The organism is Micromonospora sp. NPDC047521, assembly GCF_055587305.1.
This window is the reverse complement of record NZ_JBVJGN010000002.1, coordinates 690,091-715,520: the sequence shown is the minus strand read 5'-3', so window position 1 is coordinate 715,520 and position 25,430 is coordinate 690,091. Positions and strand designations below refer to the sequence as shown.

General features: G+C 71.5%; 24 protein-coding genes. 20 read left to right on the top strand and 4 right to left on the bottom strand.

All coding sequences use genetic code 11. The features are described 5' to 3' along the window. Positions 1 to 23: 23 nt before the first annotated feature. The 7 genes from ACZ6N8_RS07275 (at position 24) to ACZ6N8_RS07245 (ending at position 8,788) form a co-directional block, all read left to right on the top strand. Positions 24 to 686: a DUF5701 family protein gene (locus ACZ6N8_RS07275; RefSeq protein ID WP_466008211.1), complete on the top strand. Its 663-nt coding sequence runs from the start codon at positions 24 to 26 to the stop codon at positions 684 to 686. A 143-nt stretch (positions 687 to 829) separates the two neighbouring features. Continuing rightward, positions 830 to 2,905, top strand: a complete 2,076-nt coding sequence (locus ACZ6N8_RS07270) for a carboxypeptidase regulatory-like domain-containing protein (protein ID WP_466008209.1) — start codon at positions 830 to 832, stop codon at positions 2,903 to 2,905. Between the two features lie 167 nt (positions 2,906 to 3,072). Continuing rightward, complete coding sequence (locus ACZ6N8_RS07265; protein ID WP_466008208.1) at positions 3,073 to 3,750, top strand: response regulator transcription factor; 678 nt, start codon at positions 3,073 to 3,075, stop codon at positions 3,748 to 3,750. Next, positions 3,747 to 4,820, top strand: a complete 1,074-nt coding sequence (locus ACZ6N8_RS07260) for a HAMP domain-containing sensor histidine kinase (RefSeq protein ID WP_466008206.1) — start codon at positions 3,747 to 3,749, stop codon at positions 4,818 to 4,820. Before ACZ6N8_RS07265 ends, ACZ6N8_RS07260 begins: the two co-directional genes overlap by 4 nt. Then, positions 4,817 to 6,688 carry a DUF4153 domain-containing protein gene (locus ACZ6N8_RS07255; protein ID WP_466008205.1) on the top strand — a complete coding sequence of 624 codons (1,872 nt, stop codon included), beginning with the start codon at positions 4,817 to 4,819 and terminating at the stop codon, positions 6,686 to 6,688. The genes ACZ6N8_RS07260 and ACZ6N8_RS07255 overlap by 4 nt, the downstream gene beginning before the upstream one ends. A gap of 50 nt (positions 6,689 to 6,738) precedes the next feature. Continuing rightward, complete coding sequence (locus ACZ6N8_RS07250; RefSeq protein WP_466008346.1) at positions 6,739 to 7,146, top strand: DUF485 domain-containing protein; 408 nt, start codon at positions 6,739 to 6,741, stop codon at positions 7,144 to 7,146. Position 7,147: 1 nt separating this feature from the next. Beyond that, positions 7,148 to 8,788, top strand: coding sequence for a sodium/solute symporter (locus tag ACZ6N8_RS07245; RefSeq protein ID WP_466008203.1), 1,641 nt, complete (start codon positions 7,148 to 7,150; stop codon positions 8,786 to 8,788). Positions 8,789 to 8,812: 24 nt separating this feature from the next. Here the strand turns inward: ACZ6N8_RS07245 and ACZ6N8_RS07240 are convergent, their stop codons facing one another. Beyond that, positions 8,813 to 9,673: a hypothetical protein gene (locus ACZ6N8_RS07240; RefSeq protein ID WP_466008201.1), complete on the bottom strand. Its 861-nt coding sequence runs from the start codon at positions 9,671 to 9,673 to the stop codon at positions 8,813 to 8,815. Further along, positions 9,666 to 10,166 (bottom strand): SigE family RNA polymerase sigma factor, encoded by a 501-nt coding sequence (locus ACZ6N8_RS07235; protein WP_466008199.1) that lies wholly within the window; start codon positions 10,164 to 10,166, stop codon positions 9,666 to 9,668. The genes ACZ6N8_RS07240 and ACZ6N8_RS07235 overlap by 8 nt, the downstream gene beginning before the upstream one ends. Positions 10,167 to 10,323: 157 nt before the next feature. Between ACZ6N8_RS07235 and ACZ6N8_RS07230 the strand changes: the two genes are divergently transcribed. Further along, entirely contained in the window at positions 10,324 to 11,088 is a 765-nt protein-coding gene (locus ACZ6N8_RS07230; RefSeq protein ID WP_357984549.1) for an ABC transporter ATP-binding protein, read from the top strand. Further along, on the top strand, positions 11,073 to 12,761 hold the full coding sequence (locus ACZ6N8_RS07225) for an ABC transporter permease (protein ID WP_466008197.1): 1,689 nt from the start codon (positions 11,073 to 11,075) through the stop codon (positions 12,759 to 12,761). Before ACZ6N8_RS07230 ends, ACZ6N8_RS07225 begins: the two co-directional genes overlap by 16 nt. Here the strand turns inward: ACZ6N8_RS07225 and ACZ6N8_RS07220 are convergent. Together ACZ6N8_RS07220 and ACZ6N8_RS07215 are read right to left on the bottom strand one after the other, a co-directional pair. Then, positions 12,758 to 12,964 (bottom strand): DUF397 domain-containing protein, encoded by a 207-nt coding sequence (locus ACZ6N8_RS07220; RefSeq protein ID WP_466008195.1) that lies wholly within the window; start codon positions 12,962 to 12,964, stop codon positions 12,758 to 12,760. The two genes, ACZ6N8_RS07225 and ACZ6N8_RS07220, sit on opposite strands and share 4 nt — an antisense overlap. Next, positions 12,961 to 13,746 (bottom strand): helix-turn-helix domain-containing protein, encoded by a 786-nt coding sequence (locus tag ACZ6N8_RS07215; protein ID WP_466008193.1) that lies wholly within the window; start codon positions 13,744 to 13,746, stop codon positions 12,961 to 12,963. Before ACZ6N8_RS07215 ends, ACZ6N8_RS07220 begins: the two co-directional genes overlap by 4 nt. 588 nt (positions 13,747 to 14,334) lie before the next feature. Here ACZ6N8_RS07215 and ACZ6N8_RS07210 point away from each other — a divergent pair. The 11 genes from ACZ6N8_RS07210 to ACZ6N8_RS07160 all read left to right on the top strand — a co-directional run bounded on the left by ACZ6N8_RS07210 (position 14,335) and on the right by ACZ6N8_RS07160 (position 25,374). Next, positions 14,335 to 15,087: a flavin reductase family protein gene (locus ACZ6N8_RS07210; protein ID WP_466008191.1), complete on the top strand. Its 753-nt coding sequence runs from the start codon at positions 14,335 to 14,337 to the stop codon at positions 15,085 to 15,087. A 169-nt stretch (positions 15,088 to 15,256) separates the two neighbouring features. Then, a complete protein-coding gene (locus ACZ6N8_RS07205; RefSeq protein WP_364370388.1) occupies positions 15,257 to 15,622 on the top strand; it encodes a DUF485 domain-containing protein in 366 nt (121 codons plus the stop codon). Further along, a complete protein-coding gene (locus tag ACZ6N8_RS07200; protein ID WP_466008190.1) occupies positions 15,600 to 17,291 on the top strand; it encodes a solute symporter family protein in 1,692 nt (563 codons plus the stop codon). Before ACZ6N8_RS07205 ends, ACZ6N8_RS07200 begins: the two co-directional genes overlap by 23 nt. 79 nt (positions 17,292 to 17,370) lie before the next feature. Beyond that, positions 17,371 to 18,348, top strand: a complete 978-nt coding sequence (locus ACZ6N8_RS07195) for an NAD-dependent epimerase/dehydratase family protein (RefSeq protein ID WP_139582358.1) — start codon at positions 17,371 to 17,373, stop codon at positions 18,346 to 18,348. Between the two features lie 66 nt (positions 18,349 to 18,414). Then, on the top strand, positions 18,415 to 19,641 hold the full coding sequence (locus tag ACZ6N8_RS07190) for an LCP family protein (protein WP_466008188.1): 1,227 nt from the start codon (positions 18,415 to 18,417) through the stop codon (positions 19,639 to 19,641). A gap of 148 nt (positions 19,642 to 19,789) precedes the next feature. Beyond that, positions 19,790 to 21,055, top strand: coding sequence for an LCP family protein (locus ACZ6N8_RS07185; RefSeq protein WP_466008186.1), 1,266 nt, complete (start codon positions 19,790 to 19,792; stop codon positions 21,053 to 21,055). Between the two features lie 70 nt (positions 21,056 to 21,125). Further along, positions 21,126 to 22,193: an LCP family protein gene (locus ACZ6N8_RS07180; RefSeq protein ID WP_466008344.1), complete on the top strand. Its 1,068-nt coding sequence runs from the start codon at positions 21,126 to 21,128 to the stop codon at positions 22,191 to 22,193. Positions 22,194 to 22,251: 58 nt separating this feature from the next. Beyond that, positions 22,252 to 22,587 carry a rhodanese-like domain-containing protein gene (locus ACZ6N8_RS07175; RefSeq protein ID WP_203174575.1) on the top strand — a complete coding sequence of 112 codons (336 nt, stop codon included), beginning with the start codon at positions 22,252 to 22,254 and terminating at the stop codon, positions 22,585 to 22,587. 10 nt (positions 22,588 to 22,597) lie between these two features. Next, the gene (locus ACZ6N8_RS07170; protein WP_364370370.1) at positions 22,598 to 23,386 is read left to right on the top strand and encodes a glycerophosphodiester phosphodiesterase; all 789 of its coding nucleotides are present in this window, start codon (positions 22,598 to 22,600) and stop codon (positions 23,384 to 23,386) included. Between the two features lie 55 nt (positions 23,387 to 23,441). Beyond that, complete coding sequence (locus ACZ6N8_RS07165; RefSeq protein ID WP_466008184.1) at positions 23,442 to 24,896, top strand: PAS domain-containing sensor histidine kinase; 1,455 nt, start codon at positions 23,442 to 23,444, stop codon at positions 24,894 to 24,896. A 61-nt stretch (positions 24,897 to 24,957) separates the two neighbouring features. After that, positions 24,958 to 25,374 (top strand): ATP-binding protein, encoded by a 417-nt coding sequence (locus ACZ6N8_RS07160; protein WP_364370829.1) that lies wholly within the window; start codon positions 24,958 to 24,960, stop codon positions 25,372 to 25,374. Positions 25,375 to 25,430: the final 56 nt, after the last annotated feature.

The following is a 25,430-nucleotide window of genomic DNA, read 5'->3' as shown; positions in this document are numbered from 1 at the left end:
CGTACGACAACCGGGAGGCCACCGTGTCCGAAACCCCCTTCGACGCCGCGACCGAGTTCGACCGCCAGCTGGACCAGCTGGTGCGGTTGGGCTACCCGGCCCTCGCCGGGCTGACCGAGACCGCCTTCCGCGACCTGGTCGCGCCGCTGCGCGCCAGGGCGGTCCAGGGTGCCGCCGACCTGCCCGCGCCCACCGACGCGCGGGTGCCGTTCCTGCTGGTGATCACCCGTGACCTGGTCGGGGTGCAGGAACGACTGGGGCTGACCACGCTTGCCGGCAAGCGCAAGCCGGGCGTCCTCGACCGGAACTACCCGGCGGACGACCTGCCGCGCTTCGACCCGATCAAGGAGCTGGAGGTGCCGGCCGGGCCGGCGTACCTGCTGTTCGACGTCGACCGCGGCGAGGAGTTCCGCAACCTGCCGCCGGCCACGGCCATGGAGGGCATGACCGCCCAGGACCGGCTGCCACTCACCATCGACGAGGGGATCGCCTTCGTCACGCTGCACCCCGCCGCGCTTGCCAGCAACAGGTGCTTCTCGCTTGTCGGCTCCCGGTGCGGCGACAAGCGGGTGCCGGCACTCTGGATCAGCCAGGGCGCACCGAAGCTCGGCTGGTGCTGGTACGGCAACCCGCACACCTGGCTGGGCTCCGCGTCGGCCCGGCCGGAACGCCTCGGCCTGGACTGATCGTCGGTCCACAGCGGATGGTCGGCCGGTTCCACGCGCATCGCCGGTGACCTATCCTCCGTGTGCCGATCCCGTACGGGGCGCAGGGTCGGTGCGGGCGCAGCCTGCTCAGGCCGCCCCACCACCCTCACATTGGGACATCGATGCAGCTATCCCCAGCCCGCCGCGCCCTGCTGGCCGGTGGCGTCGTGGCGGCACTCGTGCTGCCCGGCGCCACCCCGGCCCAGGCCGCCGACACGGGCGCGGTCAGCGGACGACTGACCACCAACGCCGGCACCGCCGCCGCCGAGGTTCTCGTACAGGTCTACCCGGCCGACGGGTACGAGAGCGTCGGTCAGACCAACACCGACGCCGACGGCAACTACACGGTCTCCGGGCTGCCCGCCGGCTCGTACACGGTCGGCTACTTCCCCTGGACGCAGCCCGAGCAGTACCACCACCGCAGGGCGATGATGTGGGACGCCGACCCGGTGACAGTCACCGCCGGCGGCACCACCACCGTCGACGAACAACTCTTCGGCACCGGCACCATCAGCGGCCGGATCGTCGACAGCGCCGGGCGGCCGGTGCCCGACCTGGGCATCAACGCCAACGAGGTCGACACGTACAACTGGGCGGGTTCGCGTACCGACGAGGACGGCCGGTTCACCATCACCGCGCTGCCCGGCCGCTACCGGGTGAACTTCAACCCGATCGAGGGCTCCTACCAGACCCAGTACGTGCCGGGCAGCCTCGACGAGGAGGGCGCCACCGTCTTCCAGGTCGCGGCGGACACGGCAGTCGAGGTCAACGAGACGATGCTGCCGGTGGGCGGCCTCTCCGGACGGTTCACCACCGCGACCGGCGCGCCGCTCGCGAACGCCCAGGTCGACATCACCACCGCCAACATGTACGGCGGGGCCTGGACGGAGACCGACGCGAACGGCGAGTTCAGCGTCCAGGTGATCCAGGGCTCGTACAAGGTCGGTGTGGTCGTCGGCGAGCGGCAGCAGTACTACCGGGGCAAGCTGACCGCCGAAGAGGCCAACATCGTCCAGGTCCGGGGCGGGCAGCAGACGACAATCGCGGACAGCCTGCTCGGCACGGGCTCGGTCGCCATCACCGCCGTCAACTCGGTCACCGGCGCGCCCGTCGCCAACTTCTGCGTCGACTCGGCGTGCAGCAACGGCAGCGGCACGGTCACCGTCACCGGCCTGCCGCAGGGCCGCCACGACCTCTTCCTGTACGCGCCGGACAAGCTGCACTTCTCCCGCGACGTCACCGGGGTACGCGTGACGGCCAACGGCACCACCAAACTCACCGTGAAGATGCGGCCGGGCGCGGTCATCACCTCCACCATCGTGGACAGGCAGACCGGCGCGCCGGTGCGGGACGTGTGCCTCGACGCGTACCTGCCCAAGCAGGCCTCGATGCGGGACGGCTACGGCGAGTGCAGCGACCGCAACGGCCGGATCCAGGTCGGCCCGCTGGTCGGCGGCACCTACAAGCTCTTCGCGCTGCCCCAGGAGGATGTCTACGGTCGTCAGTGGGTGGGTGCCGAGGGCGGCACCGGTGACGAGCGGCAGGCCGTCGACGTGGTCGCCACCGTGGGACAGGTGACGACCGGCCCGACGGTCCGCTTGGACCGGGCCGGCACGGTCACCGGCACCGTCACCGACTCGACCGGCAAGCCGCTGAACAGCGTCGACATCTCCGTGCTCACCGGTCACCCCGGGCTCGGAGTGCAGGACGCCAGCACCGACGAGCGCGGCGTCTACACCATCGACAGGCTCGGCCCGTACGCGTGGCCGCTGATCTTCAGTGGCCACCCGTGGGCCAGCGAATGGTCCGGCGACGCGACGAGCCGCTTCACCGCCACCCCGGTGACCGTCACCGCCGGTGCGAGCGCCACCCAGGACGCCCAGCTCGACCAGGGCGTCGCTCTGACCGGCACCTTCCGCACGCCCGACGGCACCCCCTTCGCCGGCGGGTACGTGATCGCGCGCAGCGTCGACACCGGCGACATCGCGGGCAACGGCTGGATCACTGACGGGCGGTTCGACATCCGGCTCAAGGGCCCGCAGCGGATCTTCTTCACCTACAACGCGTACCTCAACGAGGAGCAGCAGGTCGACGGTCGCTACCTGGTGACCCAGCCGGACGGCACCCGCAAGCTGGAGCGGTTCACCGTCCCGGCCAGCGGCAGCATGTCCGTGGACCTGGTCGTACCGATCGGCTGACGATGCGGTGGAGCGGGGCCGGTGGCGTTGCCACCGGCCCCGTTTCGTCGGGTGGCCGGAGACGCGCCCGTGTCCACCGGCGTTATCCACAGGCTTGAACTGTTCTCCACAGGTTGTTCACAACGTCACCCACTGATCTCCACGGCGGCTCAATACAGTCAGGCCCCATGAAGGAACGCCGGGTCCTGGTCGTCGAGGACGAGCGCACCATCGCCGAGTCGGTAGCCGCCCGACTCCGCGCCGAGGGTTTCGTGGTGGAGATCGCCACGGACGGCCCCAGCGCCGTCGAGCGGTTCCGGACCGGGCAGCCGGATCTCGTCGTCCTGGACGTGATGCTGCCCGGCTTCGACGGGCTGGAGGTGTGCCGGCGGATCCAGGCGGTCCGGCCGGTGCCGGTGCTGATGCTCACGGCCCGCGACGACGAGACCGATCTGCTGGTCGGGCTCGCGGTCGGCGCGGACGACTACCTCACCAAGCCGTTCTCGATGCGCGAGCTGGCCGCCCGCGTACACGTGCTGCTGCGCCGGATGGAACGGGCCGCGACCCCCGCCCCACCCGCCATCCGCCTCGGCGACATCGAGATCAACGAGGCCGAGCGGCGGGTACGCCGGGCCGGCGCGGACGTGCACCTCACCCCGACGGAGTTCGACCTTCTGATCCACCTCGCCGGGCGGCCCCGCACTGTGCTGCCCCGGGAGCGGCTGCTCGCCGACGTGTGGGGCTGGGCCGAGGGCACCGGCACCCGCACCGTGGACAGCCACGTCAAGGCCCTGCGGCGCAAGCTCGGCGCCGATCTCATCCGGACCGTGCACGGCGTCGGGTACGCCCTGGAGGTGCCCGCGTGATCCACCAACTGGCGGACTGGCTGGACCGGGTGCTGCCCCGCCCACTCGACCCGGTCCGCTCGATCAAGATGAAGCTCGGCGTCCTGCTGGTCGCCTCGTGGGCCGTGGCCATCGGCTACTTCTGGTACGGCATCGGCTGGCTCCCGCCGGGCACGTCGATCACGGTCATCTGCATCGCGCTGGTCACCTCACAGGTGCTCGCCCACGGGATGACCTCACCGCTGCGGGAGATGACGGCCGCCGCCGGGGCGATGGCCCGGGGCGACTACACCCGTCGGGTACGCGCCACGTCCCGGGACGAGGTCGGTGAACTGGCCCAGGCGTTCAACAAGATGGCCGAGGATCTGCACGCCGCCGACCAGCGCCGACGCGAACTGATCGCGAACGTGTCGCACGAGCTGCGGACGCCGATCACGGCGTTGCAGGGCGTCCTGGAGAACATGGTGGACGGGGTGGCCGAGCCCGAGCCCGCCGCCCTGCGCGCGGCGCTGTCCCAGACCGAACGGCTCGGGCATCTCGTCGCCGACCTGCTGGACCTGTCCCGCCTCGACGCCGGGGTGGTGCCGCTGCGACGGGTACACATCGACGTGGGGGACTTCCTCGACGAGGCGGTCGAGCACGCCACAGCCAGCGCGTCCGGCGCCGGCCTGGACGTGCGCTTCGAGCTTCGTGACCTGCCGGAGCCCCTGACGGTACGCGCGGACCCGTGGCGGCTGCACCAGGTCTTCGCGAACCTGCTCGACAACGCGGCGCGGCACAGCCCACCCGGCGGCACCGTGCGGGTCAGCGCCGAGGAGCACGGCGACCAGCTCCGCTTCGAGGTGAGCGACGAGGGCCAGGGCATCCCGCCGGCCGAGCGTTCCCGCGTGTTCGAGCGGTTCACCCGGGGCGACCGGTCGGCGGGCGGCGGAACCGGGCTGGGCCTGGCCATCGCCCGCTGGGTCGTCGAGTTGCACGGCGGTCGGATCGCTGTCCTGGATCCGGCCGGGCCGCACCGGGGCGACCGGCCCGGCTGCCGCATCCAGGTCACCATCCCCGGTGACTCGTCACACCGAAGAGAGGCCGCATGACCAGCCCCGGCAGCAATCCCGTCCCGGCCACCGGGCCGACCGGCCCGCAGGCCACCCCGCCTGCCCGACCGGGTCCGGCTGCCCCGCCGGCCGCCGCCCCTCCGCACCCGGGGCCGCTCGCACCGGCTCTGCCGAGGCCACCGTCGCTGCTCGAGCGTCGCTGGCCGGGGCCACCCGGGGCCGCCCGTCCGCTGGCCCTGGCGGCGTTGACGGCGGCGGCGGTCGTCGGCGCGTCGACGCTCACGATGGTCCGTCCCGGCCTCGGCTGGCTGGCGGCCGCGCTGGCCGCCGTCGCCGCCCTCGTGACCGCCGGCGTCGTCAGTTCCGGGACTCCGTCCCCGGCCACGGCGGCCACCGCCCTTCCCGATGCCGCGGGGGCACCGGGAAGGGCGGCGACCGACCGTCCGGACAAGCCGGAGGCGCCAGGCCCGGCGGCCACCGTCCGTCCCGATGCCACGGGGGCACCGGGAAGGGCAGCGACCGACCGTCCGGATAAGCCGGAGGCGCCAGGCCCGGCGGCCACCGCCCGTCCCGATGCCACGGGGGCACCGGGAACGACTGCCGCCGCCCGTCCCGATGCCACGGGGGCACCGGGGCGGGTGGCGCAGGCCGCCTGGGCCGCCGCGACTGTCGCGTTGGTCGGCGTCGGCACCGTCCGGGCCGCCGGCTGGCTCTTCGCCCTCTGCCTGCTCGGCGCCGTGGTGACCGGGACGCTCGCGGTGACCGGCGGCCGGAGTCCGCTCGGGATGCTGCTCGCCGCGACGCTGCCGCCGGCCGCGACGGTACGGGCGCTCCCGTGGGCGGCACGTGGGCTGCGCAGCCGCCGTGCGGCGGGGTCGGGGATCGAGGTCGGGCGTGTCGTCAGCAGCCTGGCGATCTCCGCTGGCCTGCTTGTGCTGTTCGGGCTGCTCTTCTCCTCCGCCGACGCGGTGTTCGCCGACCTGGTCACCGGCCTGCTGCCCGACATCTCGCCGCCCGGGATGATCGGTTGGGTGTTCCGCCTGGCGCTTATCGGCGGTGGCCTGCTCGGTGCCGCGTACCTGGTGAGTCGCCCGCCCGACCTGGAGGGCCTGCGGCCGGAACCGGGCCGACCGGCACACCGGCTGGAGTGGACGATTCCGCTGGTGCTGCTCGACGCCCTGTTCGCTGTGTTCGTGCTTGTCCAGTTGACCGTGCTGTTCGGCGGGGCCGGGCACGTGCTGCGTACGGCCGGGCTGACCTACGCCGAGTACGCCCGAGGCGGGTTCTGGCAACTGCTCGCCGTCACCGGGCTCACGCTGCTGGTGATCGCCATCGCCGCCCGTCGGGCACCGAAGGCCAGCCGGGCGGACCGGCTGCTGGTCCGGGTGCTGCTCGGCACGCTCACCGCTCTCAGCCTGGTGATCGTCGCCTCGGCGCTCTACCGGATGCAGGTCTACGCCGACGCGTACGGCGCCACCCGGCTGCGACTCCTCGTGGCGACCACCGAGTTGTGGCTCGGGCTGCTCTTCGTCCTCGTCGGGGTGGCCGTGGTGCGGCTGCGGGCCGAGTGGCTGCCCCGGTTGGTGATCGGCACTGCGGTGCTGGCGCTGCTCGGGTTGGCGCTGGTCAACCCGGACCGGCTGATCGCCGACCGGAACGTGGACCGCTATCTCGACACCGGCCGCCTGGACGTCAGCTACCTGTCGGGGCTCTCCGAGGACGCCGTACCGGCTCTGAACCGGTTGCCCGAGCCGATGCGGACCTGCGCGCTGCGGGAGATCGCCTACGGGCTGCCCCGGGACGGCTTCTGGGCGACGAACCTCGGCCGGGAACGAGCCCGGCCGGTCCTCGACGAGATCCGGGGGGCCAGTTGGTCGGCGAGCTGTCTCGGCCTGAGCCGCTGGTGAGCGGCAACGCTTGACAATCGCGCCGTGCGGGCAAGACTGCCGGGGTGGCCATGCAACTCCCTGACGTGGGGTCGGGCGGTGCGGTCCCGCCATCCCGGCGGGCCCGGATCGTGTTGGCCGACATCACCAGGCAGGACAGCCGCGCCGAGCGGACCCGCGCCGAGCTGGCGCAGCAGACCCAGGTCGGTGAGGCGCTGGTCCGCGGCCTGGTTCGGGCCCAGCTCGCGTTGGCGCTGCGGCTCTCCCTGGTGGTCGCCATCGGGCTGGGCGGGCTGCCCTGGCTGTTCGCCATCGCGCCATCGCTGGGCCGGACCACTGTCGCCGGCGTCAACCTGCCGTGGCTGCTGCTCGGTGTGGTGTCGTTCCCGTTCCTGATCGGGGTGGGCTGGGCGTACGTGCGGCTGGCCGAACGTAACGAGCAGGACTTCACCGACCTGGTGCAGCGGCCGGAGCGCTGAGGTGGCCAACGACTTCGTGGTCCCGGCCATCGTCGCGGTCACCCTGGTGACAGTCGGGATCGGCTTCTACGGGCTGCGGCTGGCCCGGACCACCTCCGACTTCCTGGTGGCGTCGCGGGCGATCAGCCCGACGTGGAACGCTGCCGCCATCGGCGGGGAGTACCTGTCGGCGGCGAGTTTCCTCGGCGTCGCCGGCCTGGTCCTCAAGTACGGCGTGGACGTGCTCTGGTATCCGGTCGGGTTCGCCGCCGGCTATTTGGCCCTGCTGCTGTTCGTGGCGGCGCCGCTGCGGCGCTCCGGCGCGTTCACCCTGCCGGACTTCTGCGAGCTGCGACTGGGGTCCCGTCGGCTGCGCATCCTCGCCACCGCCTTTGTGATCTTCATCGGTTGGTTGTACCTGGTGCCGCAGCTCCAGGGCGCCGGTCTCACCCTGGCCACTGTGGCCGGCTCCCCGTACCCGGTAGGCGCCCTGCTGGTGGCCGCCGTGGTCACCGCGAACGTGGCGTTGGGCGGGATGCGGGCCATCACCTTCGTCCAGGCGTTCCAGTACTGGCTGAAGCTGACCGCTCTCGCCGTACCGGTGATCTTCCTGGCGTTGCAGTGGCAGGCCGACGGCCGCCCGGCGGTGACCCCGCCCGACGGGCCGACGTTCCGGACCGCGACCACAGTCGTGGTCGAGCACCGCGCGACCCTCACGCTTCCCGACGGTGAGGTTCGGGAGGTACGCCCCGGCGACGAGCTGTCCTTCGCCGCGGGCGACCCGGTGCCTGACGTGTCAGGGGTGGCCACCGAGGCCGGTGACTGGCTGCTGCCCAGCGCCGCCGGTGACGACGACCGGGGCCTGTTCGGCACGTACTCGCTGATCCTTGCCACCTTCCTGGGCACCATGGGGTTGCCGCACGTGCTTGTGCGCTTCTACACCAACCCGGACGGCGCGGCGGCCCGCCGGACCACGCTTGTGGTGCTGGCGCTTGTCGGCGTCTTCTACCTGCTGCCCACCCTGTACGGGGTGCTCGGCCGGATCTACACGCCGCAACTGCTGCTCAGTGGGCAGACGGACGCGGTGGTGGTGCTGCTGCCCGGCGCGGTCCTCGGCGACGGGCTGATCGGGCAACTGCTCGCCGCGCTTATCGCGGCGGGCGCGTTCGCCGCCTTCCTCTCCACCTCGTCCGGGCTGCTGACGAGCGTCGCCGGGGTGATCTCCACGGATGTGCTGGGTCGCGGCTCGGTACGCGGCTTCCGGCTGGCCACGGTGATCGCCGGCGCCGTGCCGACGGTGCTGGCCCTGCACGTCTCCGGGCTCGACGTGTCGCAGGTGGTCGGGCTGGCCTTCGCGGTCGCCGCGTCGAGCTTCTGCCCGCTGCTGGTGCTCGGCATCTGGTGGCGCGGCCTGACCGACGTGGGCGCCGCCGCAGGCGTCGTGGTCGGCGGCGGCGCTGCCATCGGCGCGGTGCTTGTCACAGTGCTCGGCCCACCGCTGTCCGGCTGGCCGGCCACGCTCATCGCGCAGCCGGCCGCCTGGACGGTGCCGCTTGCCTTCACCGTGATGGTCGCCGTGTCGATGGCCACCCGCCGCCGGGCTCCCGCCGACGTCGCCGCCACCATGCTCCGCCTGCACACCCCGGAAGCCCTCCGCATGTGAGGACCAACAGCCCCGGCGACGAGGTCAGCAGGCGTCGGTCCCGGTGCACAACCGGTCGGCTGCCCGCTGTGCCAGCCGTCGGGCCTCCGATTCGGTCAGGTTGCCCAGCCGGATCTCCGCGACCAGATCGCCCTGCCGGACAAAGAGCGTGTAATCGACCATAGCTGGTCCGTCGGATCTGATCAGGAGCGAACCGTCCCCGGCGAATCCGGAGTCGACGGTCGACAGCGAGTACCGCTCATCCTCCGGCTCGCACTGCGTCACCCTTCGTGCCCAGAAGGTCATCGTGGCCTTCGCGCCCTCGAGGGAGTATCGCTGGACGCGCTCGATGACCGACGACCCGCCGGGCTTGCTGAACCCAGCACTGCGCTCGGCGCGTTCCTTCGGCGACCGGTCCGGCGTGGCCGCGCAGGTGATGCTGACGATATAGCCGAAGGACCATTCACCATCCAGCAGGTCACTCCCGCCCGCCCGGTAACCGGACGGCAGGTCCGACGCACGCAGGAGCGCCTGCGCAGGAATGTCCGCGCTGACGGGGCCCTTCGTCGCTGCACCGCTTGTCGCCGATGGGCTCGACGGTGGCGCGCCTGGGGTGTTGCGGGTCGACGGCGTCGCGGACGGTGAGGGGCTCGGGGTGGGCGACGACGAGGGTGTCGGGGTGGGTGATCCGGTGGCCGGCAGTACCGGCGTCGGTGCTCCCTCCCGGCCGCCGGCCAGCGCCACCGCCCCGGTGGCCACCACGCCCACGGCCACCACGCCGGCGAGCGACGCCGCGATCCTCGTCCGACGGGTACGCCGCCGGCCGCGCTCCCGCACCTGGTCGGTCGGGGCCCAGGTCAGGTGCTCGGTGTCGTGGAACAGGTCGATGAAGGGCTGATCAGGCATTGCTGACCTCCTCGGGGAGGGTGGTGCCGAGCAGAGGTGCGAGAGCCCTGCGCCCTCGGGTGAGGCGGGCCTTGACGGTGCCGATCGGAACGGCCGTCCGGGTCGCGATGTCCGCGACGGAGAGATCAGCGAGGTGGTGCAGTACGACGGCCTCGCGCTGATCCTTCGGCAACTGCCGTAACGCCGCGACCAGTGCCACCGTGTTCTCCGATGGCGGACCGGCCGCGGTTGTCGGGCGGTCGCGCCGTTGGGCGGCGATTCCGTTGCGAATCTTCCGCCAGCGGTTCTGGAGGAGGCGGTATCCCACCGTGTGTACCCACGCTTCCGGATCGTCGTACCCGCTGATGCGCTGCCAGCGCTGCCAGGCGCGCACGTACGCCTCCTGCGCGGCGTCCTGTGCCTCATGGATGTCGCCACCGAGCGCGTACAGCACGGTGACGGCTCGGTGTCTGGTCGCCCGGTAGAACTCCTCGAAGCCGTCGTCCCTGTCCAACGTTCCTCCCCCGTGTCGCTCCTGCCACTGTCACCCGCGAGGCCAACGGCCGGTTGCATCGGTCGCGCATGGCGAAGCGCTGGTCCCTCCTGGGGATGACCACGCCTCCGCCTGCCGCCGGACGGCGGAACTGGCGGCTGGCGGATAACGTCGCCTCATGACTGTTGAGCACCCCGCGCTCGCACTGCGTGGCCTGGCCAAACGGTTCGACGGCACGATCGCGGTGGCGGGCGTCGACCTGGACGTCCCCGCCGGCTCCTTCTACGGCCTGCTCGGCCCGAACGGCGCCGGCAAGACGACCACCCTGTCGATGGCTGTCGGCTTGCTGCGGCCGGACGCGGGCTCGGCCTGGGTGCTCGGGCACGACGTGTGGCAGGACCCGCTGACCGCCAAGCGGCTGCTCGGCGTGATGCCCGACGGGGTACGACTGTTCGACCGGCTGACCGGTGCCGAACTGCTGGCGTACCACGGGTTGTTGCGGGGGATGGACCCGGCGGTGGTCGACCAGCGGGCCGCTGAGCTGCTGGACGTGCTGGCCCTCGGCGACGCCGGCCGGACGCTGGTGGTGGACTACTCGGCGGGTATGAAGAAGAAGATCGGCCTGGCCTGCGCGCTGCTGCACGGCCCTCGGCTGCTGGTGCTGGACGAGCCGTTCGAGGCGGTCGACCCGGTCTCGGCCGCGCTGATCCGCGACATCCTCACGAGGTATGCGGCGGGCGGCGGCACCGTGGTCTTCTCCAGTCACGTGATGGAGGTCGTCGAGCGGCTCTGCTCGCACGTGGCGATCCTCGCCGGGGGCACGATCAAGCGGGTCGGCACCCTCGCCGAGGTGCGGGGTGAGCGTTCGCTGGAGCAGGTCTTCGTCGAGGTAGTCGGCGGGCGGACGGCGACTGGTGAGGAGCTGTCGTGGCTCTCCCGGTGAGCGCGGCGCCGCAGCGGCAGGTGTCCGCCCGGCACTTCGTACGGCTCAAGCTGCGGGTGTTGGGCAACAGCTTCCGGGGTCAGGGCTGGCGCATCGCCCTGTTCATCGGTGGTGCGCTGCTCGGGCTCTGGTTCGCCGCCAGTGGCTTCTTCCTCTTCGCCCTGCCCGGCCTGACCGGCGACGGCCAGTACGCGGTGCTGGTCGGGGCGGCGGGCGGCGGCCTGCTGGTGCTCGGCTGGCTACTGCTGCCGCTGGTCTTCTTCGGTGTGGACGAGACGCTGGACCCGGCCCGGTTCGCGCTGCTGCCGTTGCCCCGGCGCACGTTGGTGACCGGCCTGTTCGCGGCGGCTCTGCTCAGCGTGCCGGTGCTGGCGGTGCTGATCGCGACGTTCGGGCTGGTGCTCACCTCCTGGTCGCTGGGCGGTTGGTCGGCGGGGTTGGTGGCCGTGGTCGGTGTGGTCGCGGGGCTGCTGCTCTGCGTGGCCGCCAGCCGGGCGGTGACCAGCGCCTTCGCCACCATGCTGCGGTCCCGGCGGGTTCGGGACCTGGCGGCCGTGCTGCTGGCGGTGGTGGCCGCACTTCTCGGCCCGTTGCAGGTCTTCGGTCTCGCCGCGCTGCGGGAGGCGGACCTGACCCGGCTGACCGGCGCGGCGACCGTGATCGGCTGGACGCCGCTCGGCGCGCCGTGGACGGCCGGCATCGACGTGGCCCAGGGACGGGTGTGGGCGGCACCGGTCAAGTTGCTGATCACGCTGGTGGCACTCGGCGCCCTGCTGGCCTGGTGGTCGCGGTCGCTCGAGTCGGCCATGGTGGGTGCGGCGAGCGCCGGTAAGGCCCCCGCTCGGCGCGGGGTGACCGGCGGCGCGGTCGCCCAACTGTTCCCCCGGGTCACTGGGTGGGCGCGCCGGGACCGGTTCGGCGCCCTGGTCGCCCGGGAGTCCCGTTACTGGTGGCGGGACGCTCGCCGCCGGGCCAACCTGATCACCATCGCGGTGGTCGGCATCTTCGTACCCGTGTTCATCAACGTCACGGGCGGGGACTTCGCAGCCATGGAGAGCGGGGGGTTGACGGGGGCTGCCAGCGACAGCTCACCGGTCGTGGTCACCATCTCCATGGTCCTCGTGGGTGTGCTCGCCGCCGCCACCCTGGCCAACCAGTTCGGCTTCGACGGCAGCGCGTACGCCGCGAACGTGGTGGCCGGGGTGCCCGGTCGGGTGGAGCTGCGGGCGCGGATGACGGCCTTCTCGCTGTACGTACTGCCGATGCTGGCGTTCGTATCGGTGGTGCTGTCGGTGCTGCTCAGTCGACCGGGCTGGATGGGGCTCACCTTCGGCAGCCTGGTCGCCACCTACGGCGCCGGGCTGGCGGTGAACAGCCTGGTCTCGGTGCTCGGGGCGTACTCGCTGCCGGAGACGAGCAACCCGTTCGCGATGAACAGCGGCGCGGGCCTCACGAAGGGGCTGCTCACCCTGTTGACCATGCTCGCCTCGGCGGTCGCGGCGGTGCCGATGGTGGTGGCCGCCGGTCTGCTCGATACTGCCTGGCTCTGGCTGGCCCTGCCGGTCGGCGCCGCGTACGGGCTGGGCGCGGCGCTGCTCGGCGCGTACCTGGCCGGCGACGTACTGGACCGACGCCAGCCGGAGCTGCTGGCCACCGTCACCCCGCGCCGCTAGCCGGCGCGGCGGCTCCGGGCACTGCCGGCGTCGGCGACGAAGCCGCGCCACGCCGCCGCAGCGAAGGTGAGGATCGGGCCGGAGCGGTCCTTGCTGTCCCGGACCAGCACCACACCAGGCAGGTTGTCCGCCACCTCGACGCAGGCGCCGCCCGTGTCGCCGGACCTGGTCGACGTCCGCCAGCGTGGTTGAGGAACGGTCATGGCGTCACCTTCAGCTTCCGGATCAGATCCAGCGAGGCGCCCGTGGACAGCGCCTCGCCGAGCAGGCTATCCCATTTCCGACCAATCAGACGCACGACGTCCGGGTCGTCGATGACGTGTCCGCGAGCAACATCCTCGACATAGGTGACCCGTTCACCGTCCGGCAGTTCAGCGAGCAGAAAGCCGCCGGTCAACCCGACATGGGCTCCGGCGTCGAGCGGCACGACGTGCAATCTGACGCTCGGCAGCGCGGCGAGTTCCATCAGCCGACCAAGCTGGGCGTCCAACACCGCCGGCCCACCGACCGGGCGACGTAGGGCCGTCTCGTCCAGGACGAACACGCATTGCGGCGACTCTGTCCGCTGCCACAACTGCTGCCGATCCATCCGAACCGCGACCAACTCGTCCACCACAGTGGTCGGATTCAGGCCACCGGCGGAAATGACCGCTCGGGCATAGTCCTCGGTTTGCAGGAGCCCCGGAATGAGGCACGGCTCGAATTCGCAGAGCCGGATCGCCTGCTCTTCATAGGCGCGCCACGGCACGAACCAGGTCGGCAGCCGCTGGCGATCGGCGGCCCTCAACAGTTCGGCGAGGAGGCCGCCGGTGGCGAGGGCTTCGTCGGCGGCGACGGCGAATTCCATTGTCGGCCGGCGGCGGCCGGTTTCGATCGCCGCCACCGTGGAGGGACTCCACCGGGTGGCCGTCGCCAACGCCTCCTGGGACATGTCGGCACCGGCCCGGGCGGCCTTCAACGCCCGTACCCACATTTCGACGTTCATCCTTACCTCTCCGGTAAGTACGTGACCGCGTTGCGTAGTAAGCCCTGGAATCCTCCCTTCTTCGCGCTCTCCCGTCCAGGGTGGAGGACGCGCGGCCCGGCCGGTGGAGGCGACGTCCCGGCGACCGGGTCCTGCGTCGGGCCGCCCCGGTCATCCCCCGATCGGGGCGGCCCTCGTCGACCGGGAGGAGATCAACGATGTTCGGGTTCGTCCGGGGCAGGAACGCAGCGCGGTGGTCGTACCGGAGAAGGAAGCAGGCGGTGCCGGCGGCCGTGCCGGGCGCGGAGAGGCCGCAGGATGGGCCGGCTCGGCCTCCCGCGTGGGCGGACGGGCCGACGGTGGCCCTGCCGCGTCCGGGTCGGGCCGGCCGGCTCACTCCGGCAAAGACCTGGCGTGCGAACGGCGGGCGGTGGTGACGCGCAACCGCACAAGCCGTATGACTCAGAGGCATAAATATGACTCACCGTCATACCGCCCGCAGGCATGGTGCCCTCCGGCAGCCGGAAGCGGCCAGCCGACCGCGCCACGCCGGCCAACCCCGCCACGCCGCCCGGCCGGACGGCGCTGGTGAGCCGGACCCACCTGCCGATGCGGCCTCTGTGGCGGTGCCGGAGTTGCGCCGCGCCCTGGCCGTGCCAGCCGGCGCGGCTGGCGTTGCTCGCCGAGTACCGGCACGACCGCGTGGGGCTGCTTGTCTACCTGGGCACTCTGATGGCGGAGGCCGGTGACCAGCTCGCCCGGCTCAACGGGAGACCCGCCGATCTGCACGAGCGCTTCCTGGGCTGGGCACGCGGCCGGGGCGGCACAATGTTTCACGTGAATCATGAGCCGGGTGCCGAGATCCACCACACCGATCCGTTCGCGGTGCCGACCGGGCAGCGGTCACCGGTACGACGGCTGCGCGGCCGTCTCGCCGCACCTGTCACGCTCTGGACGGCACCGGGTCCGGCGGGGCTGACCGTCTCGTCCACCCTTGTCGCCGAGGGCGAGCCGGACCGGCTGCTCGGCCTGATCGACGCGGAGTCCGACCTGTGGGCGGCGGCCGAGGACGCGGGACGGTTCGCGGTCGCGCCGTTGGGTCCGCCGCACCGGCAGCTCGCCGACCGGTTCGCCGGGCTGTTCCCCTCCCCGGGCGGCCTCTTCGCCACCGGGACGTGGACCGACACGCCGTACGGGCCGGTGCCGGGGGACGCCGGCGGCTGGGTGGGATGCCGGCTGGACAGCGCCCGGGAGTACGGGTGGGCGTTGCTTGTGGAGGCCACCATCGAGGCGGTCGACCTGGCCGAGGACACGTCTCCACTGCTGCACTACAGGGGTCGCTACCACGAACTGCCGGGCTGAGGGCCCACCGGATCGACCGGTCACCGGGGTGATCTGGGTCACTTGGCGCAGTGAGCCAACCGTTCGGCGCACTCGGCGACCGGTGTCGATCTCAGCCTTCCCCGCCGAGGAGTGCGCTCTCTACGGTGCGCGAAACTCCTCTGACGCCTGTGAAGGTGGTGATCCACAAATGTCCACGGACACACCCGCTCCGGCCGCTTCCCAGTCGGACAAGTACCTGGCCGTACAACGGTCGGACGAGTTCGCCGGGCTGCGGCGAGCGTTGCGCGGCTTCGTCTTCCCGATGACCGTCGCGTTCTTCCTGTGGTATGCGCTCTACGTCATTCTCTCCGCGTACGCCCGGGACTTCATGGGCACGAAGCTGTTCGGCAGCAACATCAACGTCGCGCTCGTCTTCGGCCTGCTCCAGTTCGTCTCCACGTTCCTGATCGCCTGGCTGTACTCCCGGTTCGCGGACCGGAAGATCGACCCGGTCGCCGACCGGATCCGTGCCGAGATCGGGGAGGTGACCCATGAAAACGGTCCACGCGGCTGACCTGATCCTCGCTGCCGAGGCGGGCAACCACACCGCCCGCAACCTGACCATCACGCTGTTCCTGGTGTTCGTGGCGGTCACCCTGGCCATCACCATCTGGGCCAGCCGGCAGACGAAGACGGCTACCGACTTCTACGCGGGCGGCCGGTCGTTCTCCGGCTTCCAGAACGGCATGGCGATCGGCGGCGACTACATGTCGGCCGCCTCGTTCCTCGGCATCGCCGGCATCATCGCGCTCTACGGCTACGACGGCTTCCTCTACTCGATCGGCTTCCTGGTCGCCTGGCTGGTGGCCCTGCTGCTGGTGGCGGAGCTGCTGCGTAACTCCGGCCGGTACACGATGGCCGACGTGCTCGCCTTCCGGATGCGCCAGCGTCCGGTGCGTACGGCGGCCGCCGTCTCCACCATCACCGTTTCGATCTTCTACCTGCTGGCCCAGATGGTGGGCGCGGGCGCGCTCGTCGCGCTGCTGCTCGGCATCAAGCCGGGGACGACCTTCCTCGGGATGGACGCGGCGACCGCCAAGGTGGCCACCATCATCATGGTCGGCGCCCTGATGATCATCTACGTGACCGTGGGTGGCATGAAGGGCACCACCTACGTGCAGATCGTCAAGGCGTTCCTGCTGATGGGCGGCGCGCTGCTGATGACCCTGCTGGTGCTGGCGAAGTACAAGTTCAACCTGTCGTCGCTGCTCGGCGACGCCGCCGCCTCCTCCGGCAAGGGCAGCGCCTTCCTCGAACCGGGGTTGCGGTACGGCGTCGAAGTGGCAGGCAACGCGACACAGACCTTCTACAACAAGGTCGACCTGCTGTCACTGGGCATCGCCCTGGTGCTCGGCACCGCCGGCCTGCCGCACATCCTGATCCGCTTCTACACCGTGCCGACCGCCAAGGCGGCCCGCAAGAGCGTGCTCTGGGCGATCGGCATCATCGGCACCTTCTACCTGCTCACCCTGGCCCTCGGCTTCGGTGCGGCGGCGCTGGTCGGCAGCAAGGCGATCACCGAGCAGGACAAGGCCGGCAACACGGCGGCGCCGCAGCTGGCCGAGGCGCTCGGTATCGACTTCTTCGGCGGCGACCTGGGCGGTGCCGCCCTGTTGGCGGTCATCGCGGCGGTCGCCTTCGCCACCATCCTGGCGGTGGTCGCCGGGTTGACCCTGGCCTCCTCGTCCAGCCTGGCGCACGACTTCTACGCGAACGTCATGAAGAGGGGCGAGGCGTCGGAGCGTCAGGAGGTACGGGTCGCCCGGATCTCCGCCCTGGTGATCGGCGCGATCTCCATCCTGCTGTCGATCTACGCGCAGAACCTGAACGTGGCGTTCCTCGTGGCGCTGGCCTTCGCGGTCGCCGCCTCGGGCAACCTGCCGGCGATCCTCTACAGCCTGTTCTGGCGGCGGTTCAACACCTCCGGAGCGGTGTGGGCGATCTACGGTGGCCTGCTCTCGGCCGTACTGCTGGTGTTCTTCTCGCCTGTGGTCTCGGGCGCGGCGACCTCGATGTTCCCGGACCACGACTGGCAGTGGTTCCCGCTGTCCAACCCGGGCATCCTCTCCATCCCGTTCGGCTTCCTCTGCGGATGGATCGGCACGTTGATTTCGAAGGAGAACGACGAGGCGAAGTACGCGGAGCTGGAGGTGCGCGCCCTCACCGGTTCGGGCGCCCACTGACACTCCCGACGGGCTCCCGCCGACGCCACGCGTCAGCGGGGGCCCGTCCCCGTATCCGGCGATCGGTAGGCTGACCGGCATGAAGGTTGCTGAGCGCTTCGGTCCCGGTCACCGCGTCCTCGTCACCGGCGGCGCCGGTTTCGTCCCGTCGCACCTGGTGGACGCCCTGATCGCCCGCGGTTGCACGGTGGTGGCCCTGGACAACTTCGTCACCGGCTCCAAGGAGAACGTCGCCCACCTGCTCGACCGCCCCACCTTCACGCTGGTCGAGGCGGACATCTCCGACGGCCTGCCGACCCACCACCCGGCGCTCGCCGAGCGGTTCGACGCGATCCTGCACATGGCCTCGCCGGCCAGTCCCACCGACTTCGCCCAGCTTCCGGTGGAGATCCTGCGGGTCGGCTCGGTGGGCACCCTGCACCTGCTGGACCGCGCGGTCGCCGACGGCGCCCGGTTCCTGATGGCCTCCACCTCCGAGGCGTACGGGGACCCGAAGGAGCACCCGCAGCGCGAGACCTACTGGGGCAACGTCAACCCGATCGGGGTGCGCAGCGTCTACGACGAGGCGAAGCGCTTCTCCGAGGCGGCCACGATGGCGTACCACCGCTACCGCGGGCTCGACGCCGCCATCGTCCGGATCTTCAACACGTACGGCCCGCGGATGCGCCCGGACGACGGTCGGGCCATCCCCACCTTCATCTCCCAGGCACTGCGCGGCGAGCCGCTCACCGTGCACGGCACCGGCAACCAGACCCGGTCCATCTGCTTCGTCGAGGATCTGGTGCGCGGCATCCTGCTGCTGCTCGACTCGACCGAGACCGGCCCGGTCAACTGCGGCACCGAGCACGAGCTGACCATGCGGCAACTCGCCGAGTTGATCGTGTCGCTCTCCGACAGCAGCTCGCAGGTGACCTACATCACCCGCAGCGCGGACGACCCGGAGATGCGCCGCCCGGACCTGACTCTCGCCCGGGAACTGCTCGGATACGAGCCGACAGTGGCGCCCGAGGACGGCCTGCGACGCACGATCGAGTACTTCCGGGCGCGGCTAGGGTAACCGCCCGGCCGATCGCTGAGTGTCGCCTGAAGGCGGCGGTGGCTCGCACTCCGTACCCTGAGTTACATGTCAGCGACATCGTCTGCCGGCGTTCCGCACCCGTACCTGCACCGCAGCGCCGGGCGCGCCTCGGTGCCCGGCCCCGACCGGGGCGCCTCCGGGCGTGCCCGCCCGACCGAGGCACGCTGGTACCCGTCGCCCGAGGATGAGCAGCCCGGTCCCGGCGGTCCCGGCGGGCCGAAGGACCCCGGCCGGACCGGCGGCTCCGGTGGGTCGGGTAGGCGCGGGCCCCGGCCACGCTGGGGGCGGATCGGCCTGGTGGCCGGCGTGACGGTGCTGGTCCTGGCGCTGCTCGGCGGCCTCGGCGCGTGGCTGTACGCCCGCAACCTCGACGGCGACCTGGCCCGCACCGACCCGTTCGCGGAGATCACCGGGGGTCGTCCGGCCAAGCCCGTCGAGGGCGCGCTGAACATCCTGCTGGTCGGCAGCGACTCCCGGGACCCGGACGCCCCTGTCGACAGCAAGAGCCAGTGGCGGGCCGACACGGTCATCGTGATGCACATTCCGGCCGACCACCAGGAGGCGTACCTGGTCTCCATCCCGCGTGACCTGTACGTGCCGATCCCGGAGAGCGCCGGCGCGGACTGCGGCTCCGGCCAACGCGCGAAGATCAACGCGGCGTTCGCGTTCGGTGGGCTGCCGCTTGCGGTGCGCACCGTGGAGTGCTTCACCGACGTCCGGATCGACCACGTGATGGCTATCGACTTCGGTGGCTTCAAGGAGGTCACCGACGCTCTCGGCGGGGTCGACCTGAAGGTGGAGCGGACCATCACCTCGATCCACAAGCCGTACCGGACGTTCACCAAGGGCACCAACCACATGGACGGCGCGGAGGCGCTCGACTGGATCCGGCAGCGCAAGCAGTTCCCGGACGGCGACTTCGCCCGCATGCGGCACCAGCAGGAGTTCCTCCGCGCGCTGATGGACAAGGCGGCGAGCACCGGCACGCTGGCGAACCCGAAGAAGCTCAACGACTTCCTCCAGTCGGTGACCAAGGCCGTAACCGTTGACCAGGGTTTCTCGGTTACAGACATGGCGCTGCAGTTCCGAAATCTGCGCGGCCAGAACCTCACCTTCGTGACCAGCCCGAACTCGGGCAGCGACACGATCAACGGCGAGTCGGTGGTGGTCTCCGACCGGGAGAAGGCGTTGGCGATGTACCGGGCCATGGCGGCGGACACCATGGCGGACTGGGTCAAGGCCAACCCGCCGAAGGGCAGCGACGGCGGGTAATCAGACGCCCACCGCCTGGTCCATCGAATAGCGACGATAGACCGAATCGCGCAAAATGCCGTCCGGATGGACCAGTGATGAACTCGCCAAGTCGAATCGATGTACGTACAGTGGTGCCGCCCCCTCCTGATCACGAGCTGGAGCACGAATGCCGGTTCAGGCCAGTCGTCGCCCTTCGTCCACCGGGTCCGCCGCCCCCAGCGGGCGGATCGCCGCGTCCATCCCCGTGCAGCCGGGCCGCTCAGGCGGCGGGTCGGGCGGGCGGCCGCCCGGTGACGGTGGTGGCGCGGGCCGGTCGGGCGGCAGCGGGCCGGCGAAGAAGCGGACCCGACGCAAGGATCCCCTCTGGGCCCGACTGACCGTGATCTTCGGTGCCGTGCTGATGCTCAGCAGCGGCGTGGCGATCGTCGGCGGCAAGGTGCTGATCGGGCAGGCGACAGGCGACATCGCCCAGCGCAACCTGCTCGGTGAGGCAGGCAAGTCCGACGCCGAGGGCGGGGCGAGCCTGGACGGCCCGATCGACATGCTGCTGCTCGGCGTGGACGCGCGGGAGCGCTGGGCCGCCGACGACGTCCGCTCGGACAGCATCATCATCCTGCACATCCCGGCCTCGCACGACCAGGCGTACCTGATCTCCATCCCGCGGGACACGCAGGCACAGATCCCCCCGTTCAAGGCGAGCGGCTTCACCGGCGGCACCGACAAGATCAACGCAGCGTTCCAGGCCGGCGCCCGCAACGGCGGCGGATGGGAGGGCGGCGCCCAGCTGATGGCGCAGACCATCAAGCGACTCACAGGCGTCAGCTTCGACGGCGCGGCGATCATCAACTTCGGCGGGTTCAAGAACGTCATCGACACCCTCGGCACCGTGAAGATCTGCGTGAGCCACGAGGTCAAGTCCAAGCACATGTCGTTCGTCGACGGCAAGCCGATGTGGAACGCCGACGCCAAGAAGACCGGCAAGCGGATGACCCCCGTGGTGCACAAGAAGGGCTGCCAGGAGATGGAGGGCTGGGCGGCGCTCGACTACGCCCGGCAGCGCTACGGTCTTCCCGGTGGCGACTACGACCGCCAGCAGAACCAGCAGCAGCTGATCAAGGCGATGGCCCGCAAGGCCACCGACGGGGGCATGCTCACCAACCCGGCGAAGCTGAACCAGCTGATCAAGGCGGCGGGCAAGGCGTTCGTGCTGGACACCGGTGGCGCCAAGATCGAGGACCTGATCTTCACCATGCGCGGGGTGACCGCGAACGAGCTGACCATGTTGAAGACCAACAACGGCACCTTCAACAGCAACGGCGCGGGCGCCGAGGCGCTGAGCCCGGAGACCATGGCGATGTTCCAGGCGATCAAGCAGGACAAGCTGGCCGAGTTCATCTTCAACCACCCCGAGGTGATCTCCACCCGCAAGTGACTGCCGAAGTCGCGGAAACGCCGCGACCGGTCGGTCACCGTCCGTAGTCTGACGTGAGCAGGTTTCACGTATCGGCTGCGGGGAGGCGGTCACGTCCAGGTCCGGACGCAACGCGGCAGGTCCGGCCGGCTCGGCCGTACCCGCCCGGTCCCGTCGCGCCCGGGGCCCACGGATCCTGCTCGGCATCGGCCTGGCCCTCGCCCTGCTGGCCGGGCTCACCCTGGTCGGCCTCAAGACACTCAGCAACAGGTACGACCGCACCGTCACCAAGGAGCAACTGCTCGACTCCGGTGCCCGCACCGGCCGGACCGACCTGGACGGGCCGCTCAACTACCTGCTGGTCGGCTCCGACCGCCGCCCCGGTGACAGCGGGCCCGACCAGCGCTCCGACACCATCCTCATCGTGCACGTACCCGCCGGGCAGCGGGAGGCGTACCTGGTCTCCATCCCTCGTGACCTGCTGGTCGCCATCCCGCCCGCGAACGGCTTCGCCGGCGGACCGGACAAGATCAATGCCGCGTACGAGCACGGCGGCGGCGGGGAGGCCGGCACGAGACTGCTCTCCACCACCCTGAACCGGCTCACCGGCATCCGGTTCGACGGTGCCGCGCTCATCGACTTCTCCGGCTTCCGGAAGGTCATCGACCTGCTCGGCGGGGTACGGATGTGCGTGGACACCGAAGTCCGTTCGATCCACACCAACCGGGTCTTCCCCACCGGCTGCCAGCAGATGAACGGCGCGCAGGCGCTGGACTACGTACGGCAGCGCTACGACCTGCCCGGCGGCGACTACGACAGGCAGCACCACCAGCAGCAGCTCCTACGGGCGATGCTGGACAGCGCCGGTAAGGCGGACCTGCGCAGCAACCCGATCAAACTGGACCAGGTGCTGCGGGCCGTGGGCGGCTCGTTGACAGTCGACACCAACGGCGTACCCCTGGAGGACCTGCTCCTCGCGCTGCGCGCGCTGCCGCCCGACGGGCTGCGCGGCGTCCAGGTGCCGTCGTCGCCGCAGACCATCGACGAGGTGTCGTACGTGGTGCTGGACAACGGCGGCAACGGGCTCTTCGAGGCCGTACGCGGGACACGGGTGCCCGCCTGGGCACAGGCCAACCCGCGCTGGGTGTCCCGGTTGTGACGGTGTCGACGGCCCGGTCGGTGTCGATCCGGCCGGCGAGGATCTAGTGTTGCTTCCTGTGTTCGGACCCCAGGTTCCCACCGTGCCCGTGACCGAGATCGCCGACGACACCTACCTGCTGGACGTGCGGGAGGACGACGAGTGGGCGGCCGGCCATGCCCCCACCGCCCACCACCTGCCGATGATGGAGCTGCCGGCCCGACTGGCCGAGGTGCCCACCGACCGGGACGTGGCGGTCATCTGCCGTTCCGGCGGGCGGTCCGCCCAGGTCGTCGCCTACCTGGTGAACAACGGCTGGGAGCAGGTGCGGAACGCCGACGGCGGGATGCGCCAGTGGGCCGCCGTCGGCCGTCCGGTGGTCGACGCGAACGGGCAGCCCGGCCAGGTCATCTGAGGCGGCCGGAATGGGCGGACCTCTGGTCTTCGCGCACCGCGGCGCCTCGTACGACCTTCCGGAGCACACCCTCGCCGCGTACCTGCGCGCCCTCGACGAGGGCGCCGACGGCCTGGAGTGCGACGTCCGGCTGACCCGGGACGGGCACCTGGTCTGCGTCCACGACCGGCGGCTGGATCGCACCAGCAACGGTCGCGGTCTGGTCAGCGCGCGTACCCTCGCCGAGTTGGAGGCACTGGACTTCGGCTCCTGGCATCCGGGCAGCGCGGCGGACGGCGACCTGCCACCTGACGATTCGCACACCAGGCTGCTGACCCTGGCCCGGCTGCTCGACGCGGTGCTCGCCGCCGGCCGGCCGGTCCGGCTGCTGGTGGAGACGAAGCACCCGTCCCGCTACGGCTCGGCCGTGGAGCGCCGCCTGGTCGACCTGCTGCGCCGGTACGGGCTGGCCGACCCGGCGCCTGACGACCCGGTCCAGGTGACGGTGATGTCGTTCTCCCCGCTGGCGATCCGGCGGATCCGCGAGCTGGCCCCGACGCTGCCCACGGTGCTGTTGCTGGAGGTGCTCCCGCGTCTGGTGCGGCCCGGTCGTCTGCCGTTCGGCGCCCGTATCGCGGGGCCGGGCATCGGCCTGGTCCGGGCCCGTCCGCAGTTGCTGCCCGCGCTGCGCGCGGCCGGCAACCAGGTGTACGTCTGGACGGTGAACGAGCCTGCCGACCTGGAGCTGGTGCTGGCCGCCGGGGTGGACGGGATCATCACCGACCGGCCGGCGCACGCCCTGGCCCGGCTGGACCGGTGACCGGCACCGACCGGCGGGGGTGCCCAAACGCCTGCCGACCGGGCAGACTCGGCCCATGCCGGAGCGAATCGACTTCCCCGCTCTCATCGCCGGCCACACAGTCGTCATCGAGATGATCAATTCTGGTGATGCCGGGCTGCCGGTCCTCACCCAGCTGCTCCGGGTGGCCCAGCCGGCGCTCGGCGCGACAGGGATGGCCTTCGTCGAGTTCGGCCCGACAGGCGGCCGGGTGATCGCCGCGACCGGCGCGGCGGAGTGGGCCCTCGGCCGTCCGCTGGCCGTCGACGACCCGGACACCGTCTGCCTGCTCTCCGGCCCACGGGTACGTCAGGTCCGGGTGGCGGACCTCAACGGCAAACTCGGCGGCGAACTGGCCGGCAGCGGCCTGCGCCGGATGGTGGTGTCCCGCGCGGAGATCGGCGGGCACACGGTCGGCAGCCTGCACGCCCTCTACCCGGACGACGACGAGCAGGGGGCCGAGCGGCAGGGGGTGGTCGCCTACCTCGCCTCCTGCGTGGGGCACATGTACGGCGATCAGAGCGGGCTCCCGGTGCACGGCGACGGGCCGGTCGTGGCGGCGCTCGCCGACGGGCTTGCCGTTGTCGACAGGGACGGTCACGTCCGCCTCTGGAACCCGGCCGCCGCGCAGGTCACCGGCCGGGAGGCCGAACAGGCGTTGAGCCGTCCGCTTCCGTTCCCGCTGCCGCCGTCCGGCCAGGTCCGGGACCACCGGCTGCCGGACGGGCGCTGGCTGCGGATCACCTCCGGCGAGCTGCCCGGCCCCGGCGCCCTGCGGGTGGTGACCTTCCGCGACATCACCGACCAGCAGCGCCGGGACCACGACCGCGACCTGTTCGTCGCGGTGACCAGCCACGAGCTGCGGACGCCGGTCACCGTGATCAAGGGGTACGCGGACACCCTCACCGACCACTGGGAGTCGCTCACCGACGCGGACCGACGACAGGCGGCGCGGGTGATCGGCCAGCGGGCCAACGAGCTGGCCCGGCTCGTCGACAGGCTGCTCTCCTCGGCCGCCGAGGCTGGGCCCGGGGACGACCCGCCCACCCCGTTCGACCTCGGTGAGGCGCTGCGCGCCGCGGTCGGCGACCTGCCGGCCGAGCTGCGCCGCCGGCTGGTGCTGCGTCTCCCGTCCGGCCTGCCCAAGGCGCTGGGCCATCGCGCCAGCCTGGCCACCGTGCTTACCGAACTGACGACGAACGCGGGCAAGTACTCGCCCCCGGACTCACCAATCGAGATCACCGCGGGGGTGGACGGTCAGCTGGTGGCGTTCCGGGTCAGCGACCGGGGCATCGGCATCCGCCCCGACCACGTGGAGCGGGCCTTCGACCGGTTCTGGCAGGGGGAGTCCGGCGACCGGCGCGGCTACCCGGGTGCCGGGCTCGGGCTCTATCTCGTCCGCCGGATCGTTGAACAGCAGAATGGATGGGTATCCCTACGTCCGAGGACCGGCGGCGGTACGGTCGCAGAGGTGCGGCTACCGCGCGGTTGACCGACGGTGGCGCGACGTGGAGGCGACGGTGGCGACGGCAGCGAGGGAACGGGCGTGGTGTGTGGTGGTCCCGCACCACCCCGCCGGGGCGCGGCTGGCCCGGCACCGGCTCGCCGACGAGCTGGGTGAGGTCGTACCCCCGGCTCTCCTCGCGGATCTGATCGCGGTCCTCGCCGAACTGGTGGGCAACGCGGTGCGGCACGCCCGGCCGCTGCCGGGCGGCGTGGTCCGGGTGGCCTGGCGGTTGCGGCCCTCGCTTGAGGGTCCGCGGATCCAGTTGCGGGTGACCGACGGCGGCGCGGCCGGCGGTCCGCGGCTGCGCACGGCCAGCCTGGAGGCGGCGGACGGGCGCGGCCTGCACATCGTGGCCGGCCTGGCCACCCGCTGGGGCGTGGAGCGCGACGGCATGGGCCAGCGCGTCTGGGCGGAGTTCGACCCGACGCCAACGACCCGGTCCGACCTCGTGGCGGCGGGCTGAACGACGCGTCGGGACGGGTCCGGCCCACGACGGCCCGGTTGGGCCTCTAGGCTGTG

Bases quoted from the DNA above. Each gene is read 5' to 3' on its own strand.
- ACZ6N8_RS07270 (WP_466008209.1), top strand. From the start codon at position 830: ATGCAGCTATCCCCAGCCCGCCGCGCCCTGCTGGCCGGTGGCGTCGTG.
- ACZ6N8_RS07265 (WP_466008208.1), top strand. From the start codon at position 3,073: ATGAAGGAACGCCGGGTCCTGGTCGTCGAGGACGAGCGCACCATCGCC.
- ACZ6N8_RS07255 (WP_466008205.1), top strand. From the start codon at position 4,817: ATGACCAGCCCCGGCAGCAATCCCGTCCCGGCCACCGGGCCGACCGGC.
- ACZ6N8_RS07250 (WP_466008346.1), top strand. From the start codon at position 6,739: ATGCAACTCCCTGACGTGGGGTCGGGCGGTGCGGTCCCGCCATCCCGG.
- ACZ6N8_RS07240 (WP_466008201.1), bottom strand. From the start codon at position 9,673: ATGCCTGATCAGCCCTTCATCGACCTGTTCCACGACACCGAGCACCTG.
- ACZ6N8_RS07230 (WP_357984549.1), top strand. From the start codon at position 10,324: ATGACTGTTGAGCACCCCGCGCTCGCACTGCGTGGCCTGGCCAAACGG.
- ACZ6N8_RS07220 (WP_466008195.1), bottom strand. From the start codon at position 12,964: ATGACCGTTCCTCAACCACGCTGGCGGACGTCGACCAGGTCCGGCGAC.
- ACZ6N8_RS07215 (WP_466008193.1), bottom strand. From the start codon at position 13,746: ATGAACGTCGAAATGTGGGTACGGGCGTTGAAGGCCGCCCGGGCCGGT.
- ACZ6N8_RS07210 (WP_466008191.1), top strand. From the start codon at position 14,335: ATGCGGCCTCTGTGGCGGTGCCGGAGTTGCGCCGCGCCCTGGCCGTGC.
- ACZ6N8_RS07205 (WP_364370388.1), top strand. From the start codon at position 15,257: ATGTCCACGGACACACCCGCTCCGGCCGCTTCCCAGTCGGACAAGTAC.
- ACZ6N8_RS07200 (WP_466008190.1), top strand. From the start codon at position 15,600: ATGAAAACGGTCCACGCGGCTGACCTGATCCTCGCTGCCGAGGCGGGC.
- ACZ6N8_RS07195 (WP_139582358.1), top strand. From the start codon at position 17,371: ATGAAGGTTGCTGAGCGCTTCGGTCCCGGTCACCGCGTCCTCGTCACC.
- ACZ6N8_RS07190 (WP_466008188.1), top strand. From the start codon at position 18,415: ATGTCAGCGACATCGTCTGCCGGCGTTCCGCACCCGTACCTGCACCGC.
- ACZ6N8_RS07185 (WP_466008186.1), top strand. From the start codon at position 19,790: ATGCCGGTTCAGGCCAGTCGTCGCCCTTCGTCCACCGGGTCCGCCGCC.
- ACZ6N8_RS07170 (WP_364370370.1), top strand. From the start codon at position 22,598: ATGGGCGGACCTCTGGTCTTCGCGCACCGCGGCGCCTCGTACGACCTT.
- ACZ6N8_RS07165 (WP_466008184.1), top strand. From the start codon at position 23,442: ATGCCGGAGCGAATCGACTTCCCCGCTCTCATCGCCGGCCACACAGTC.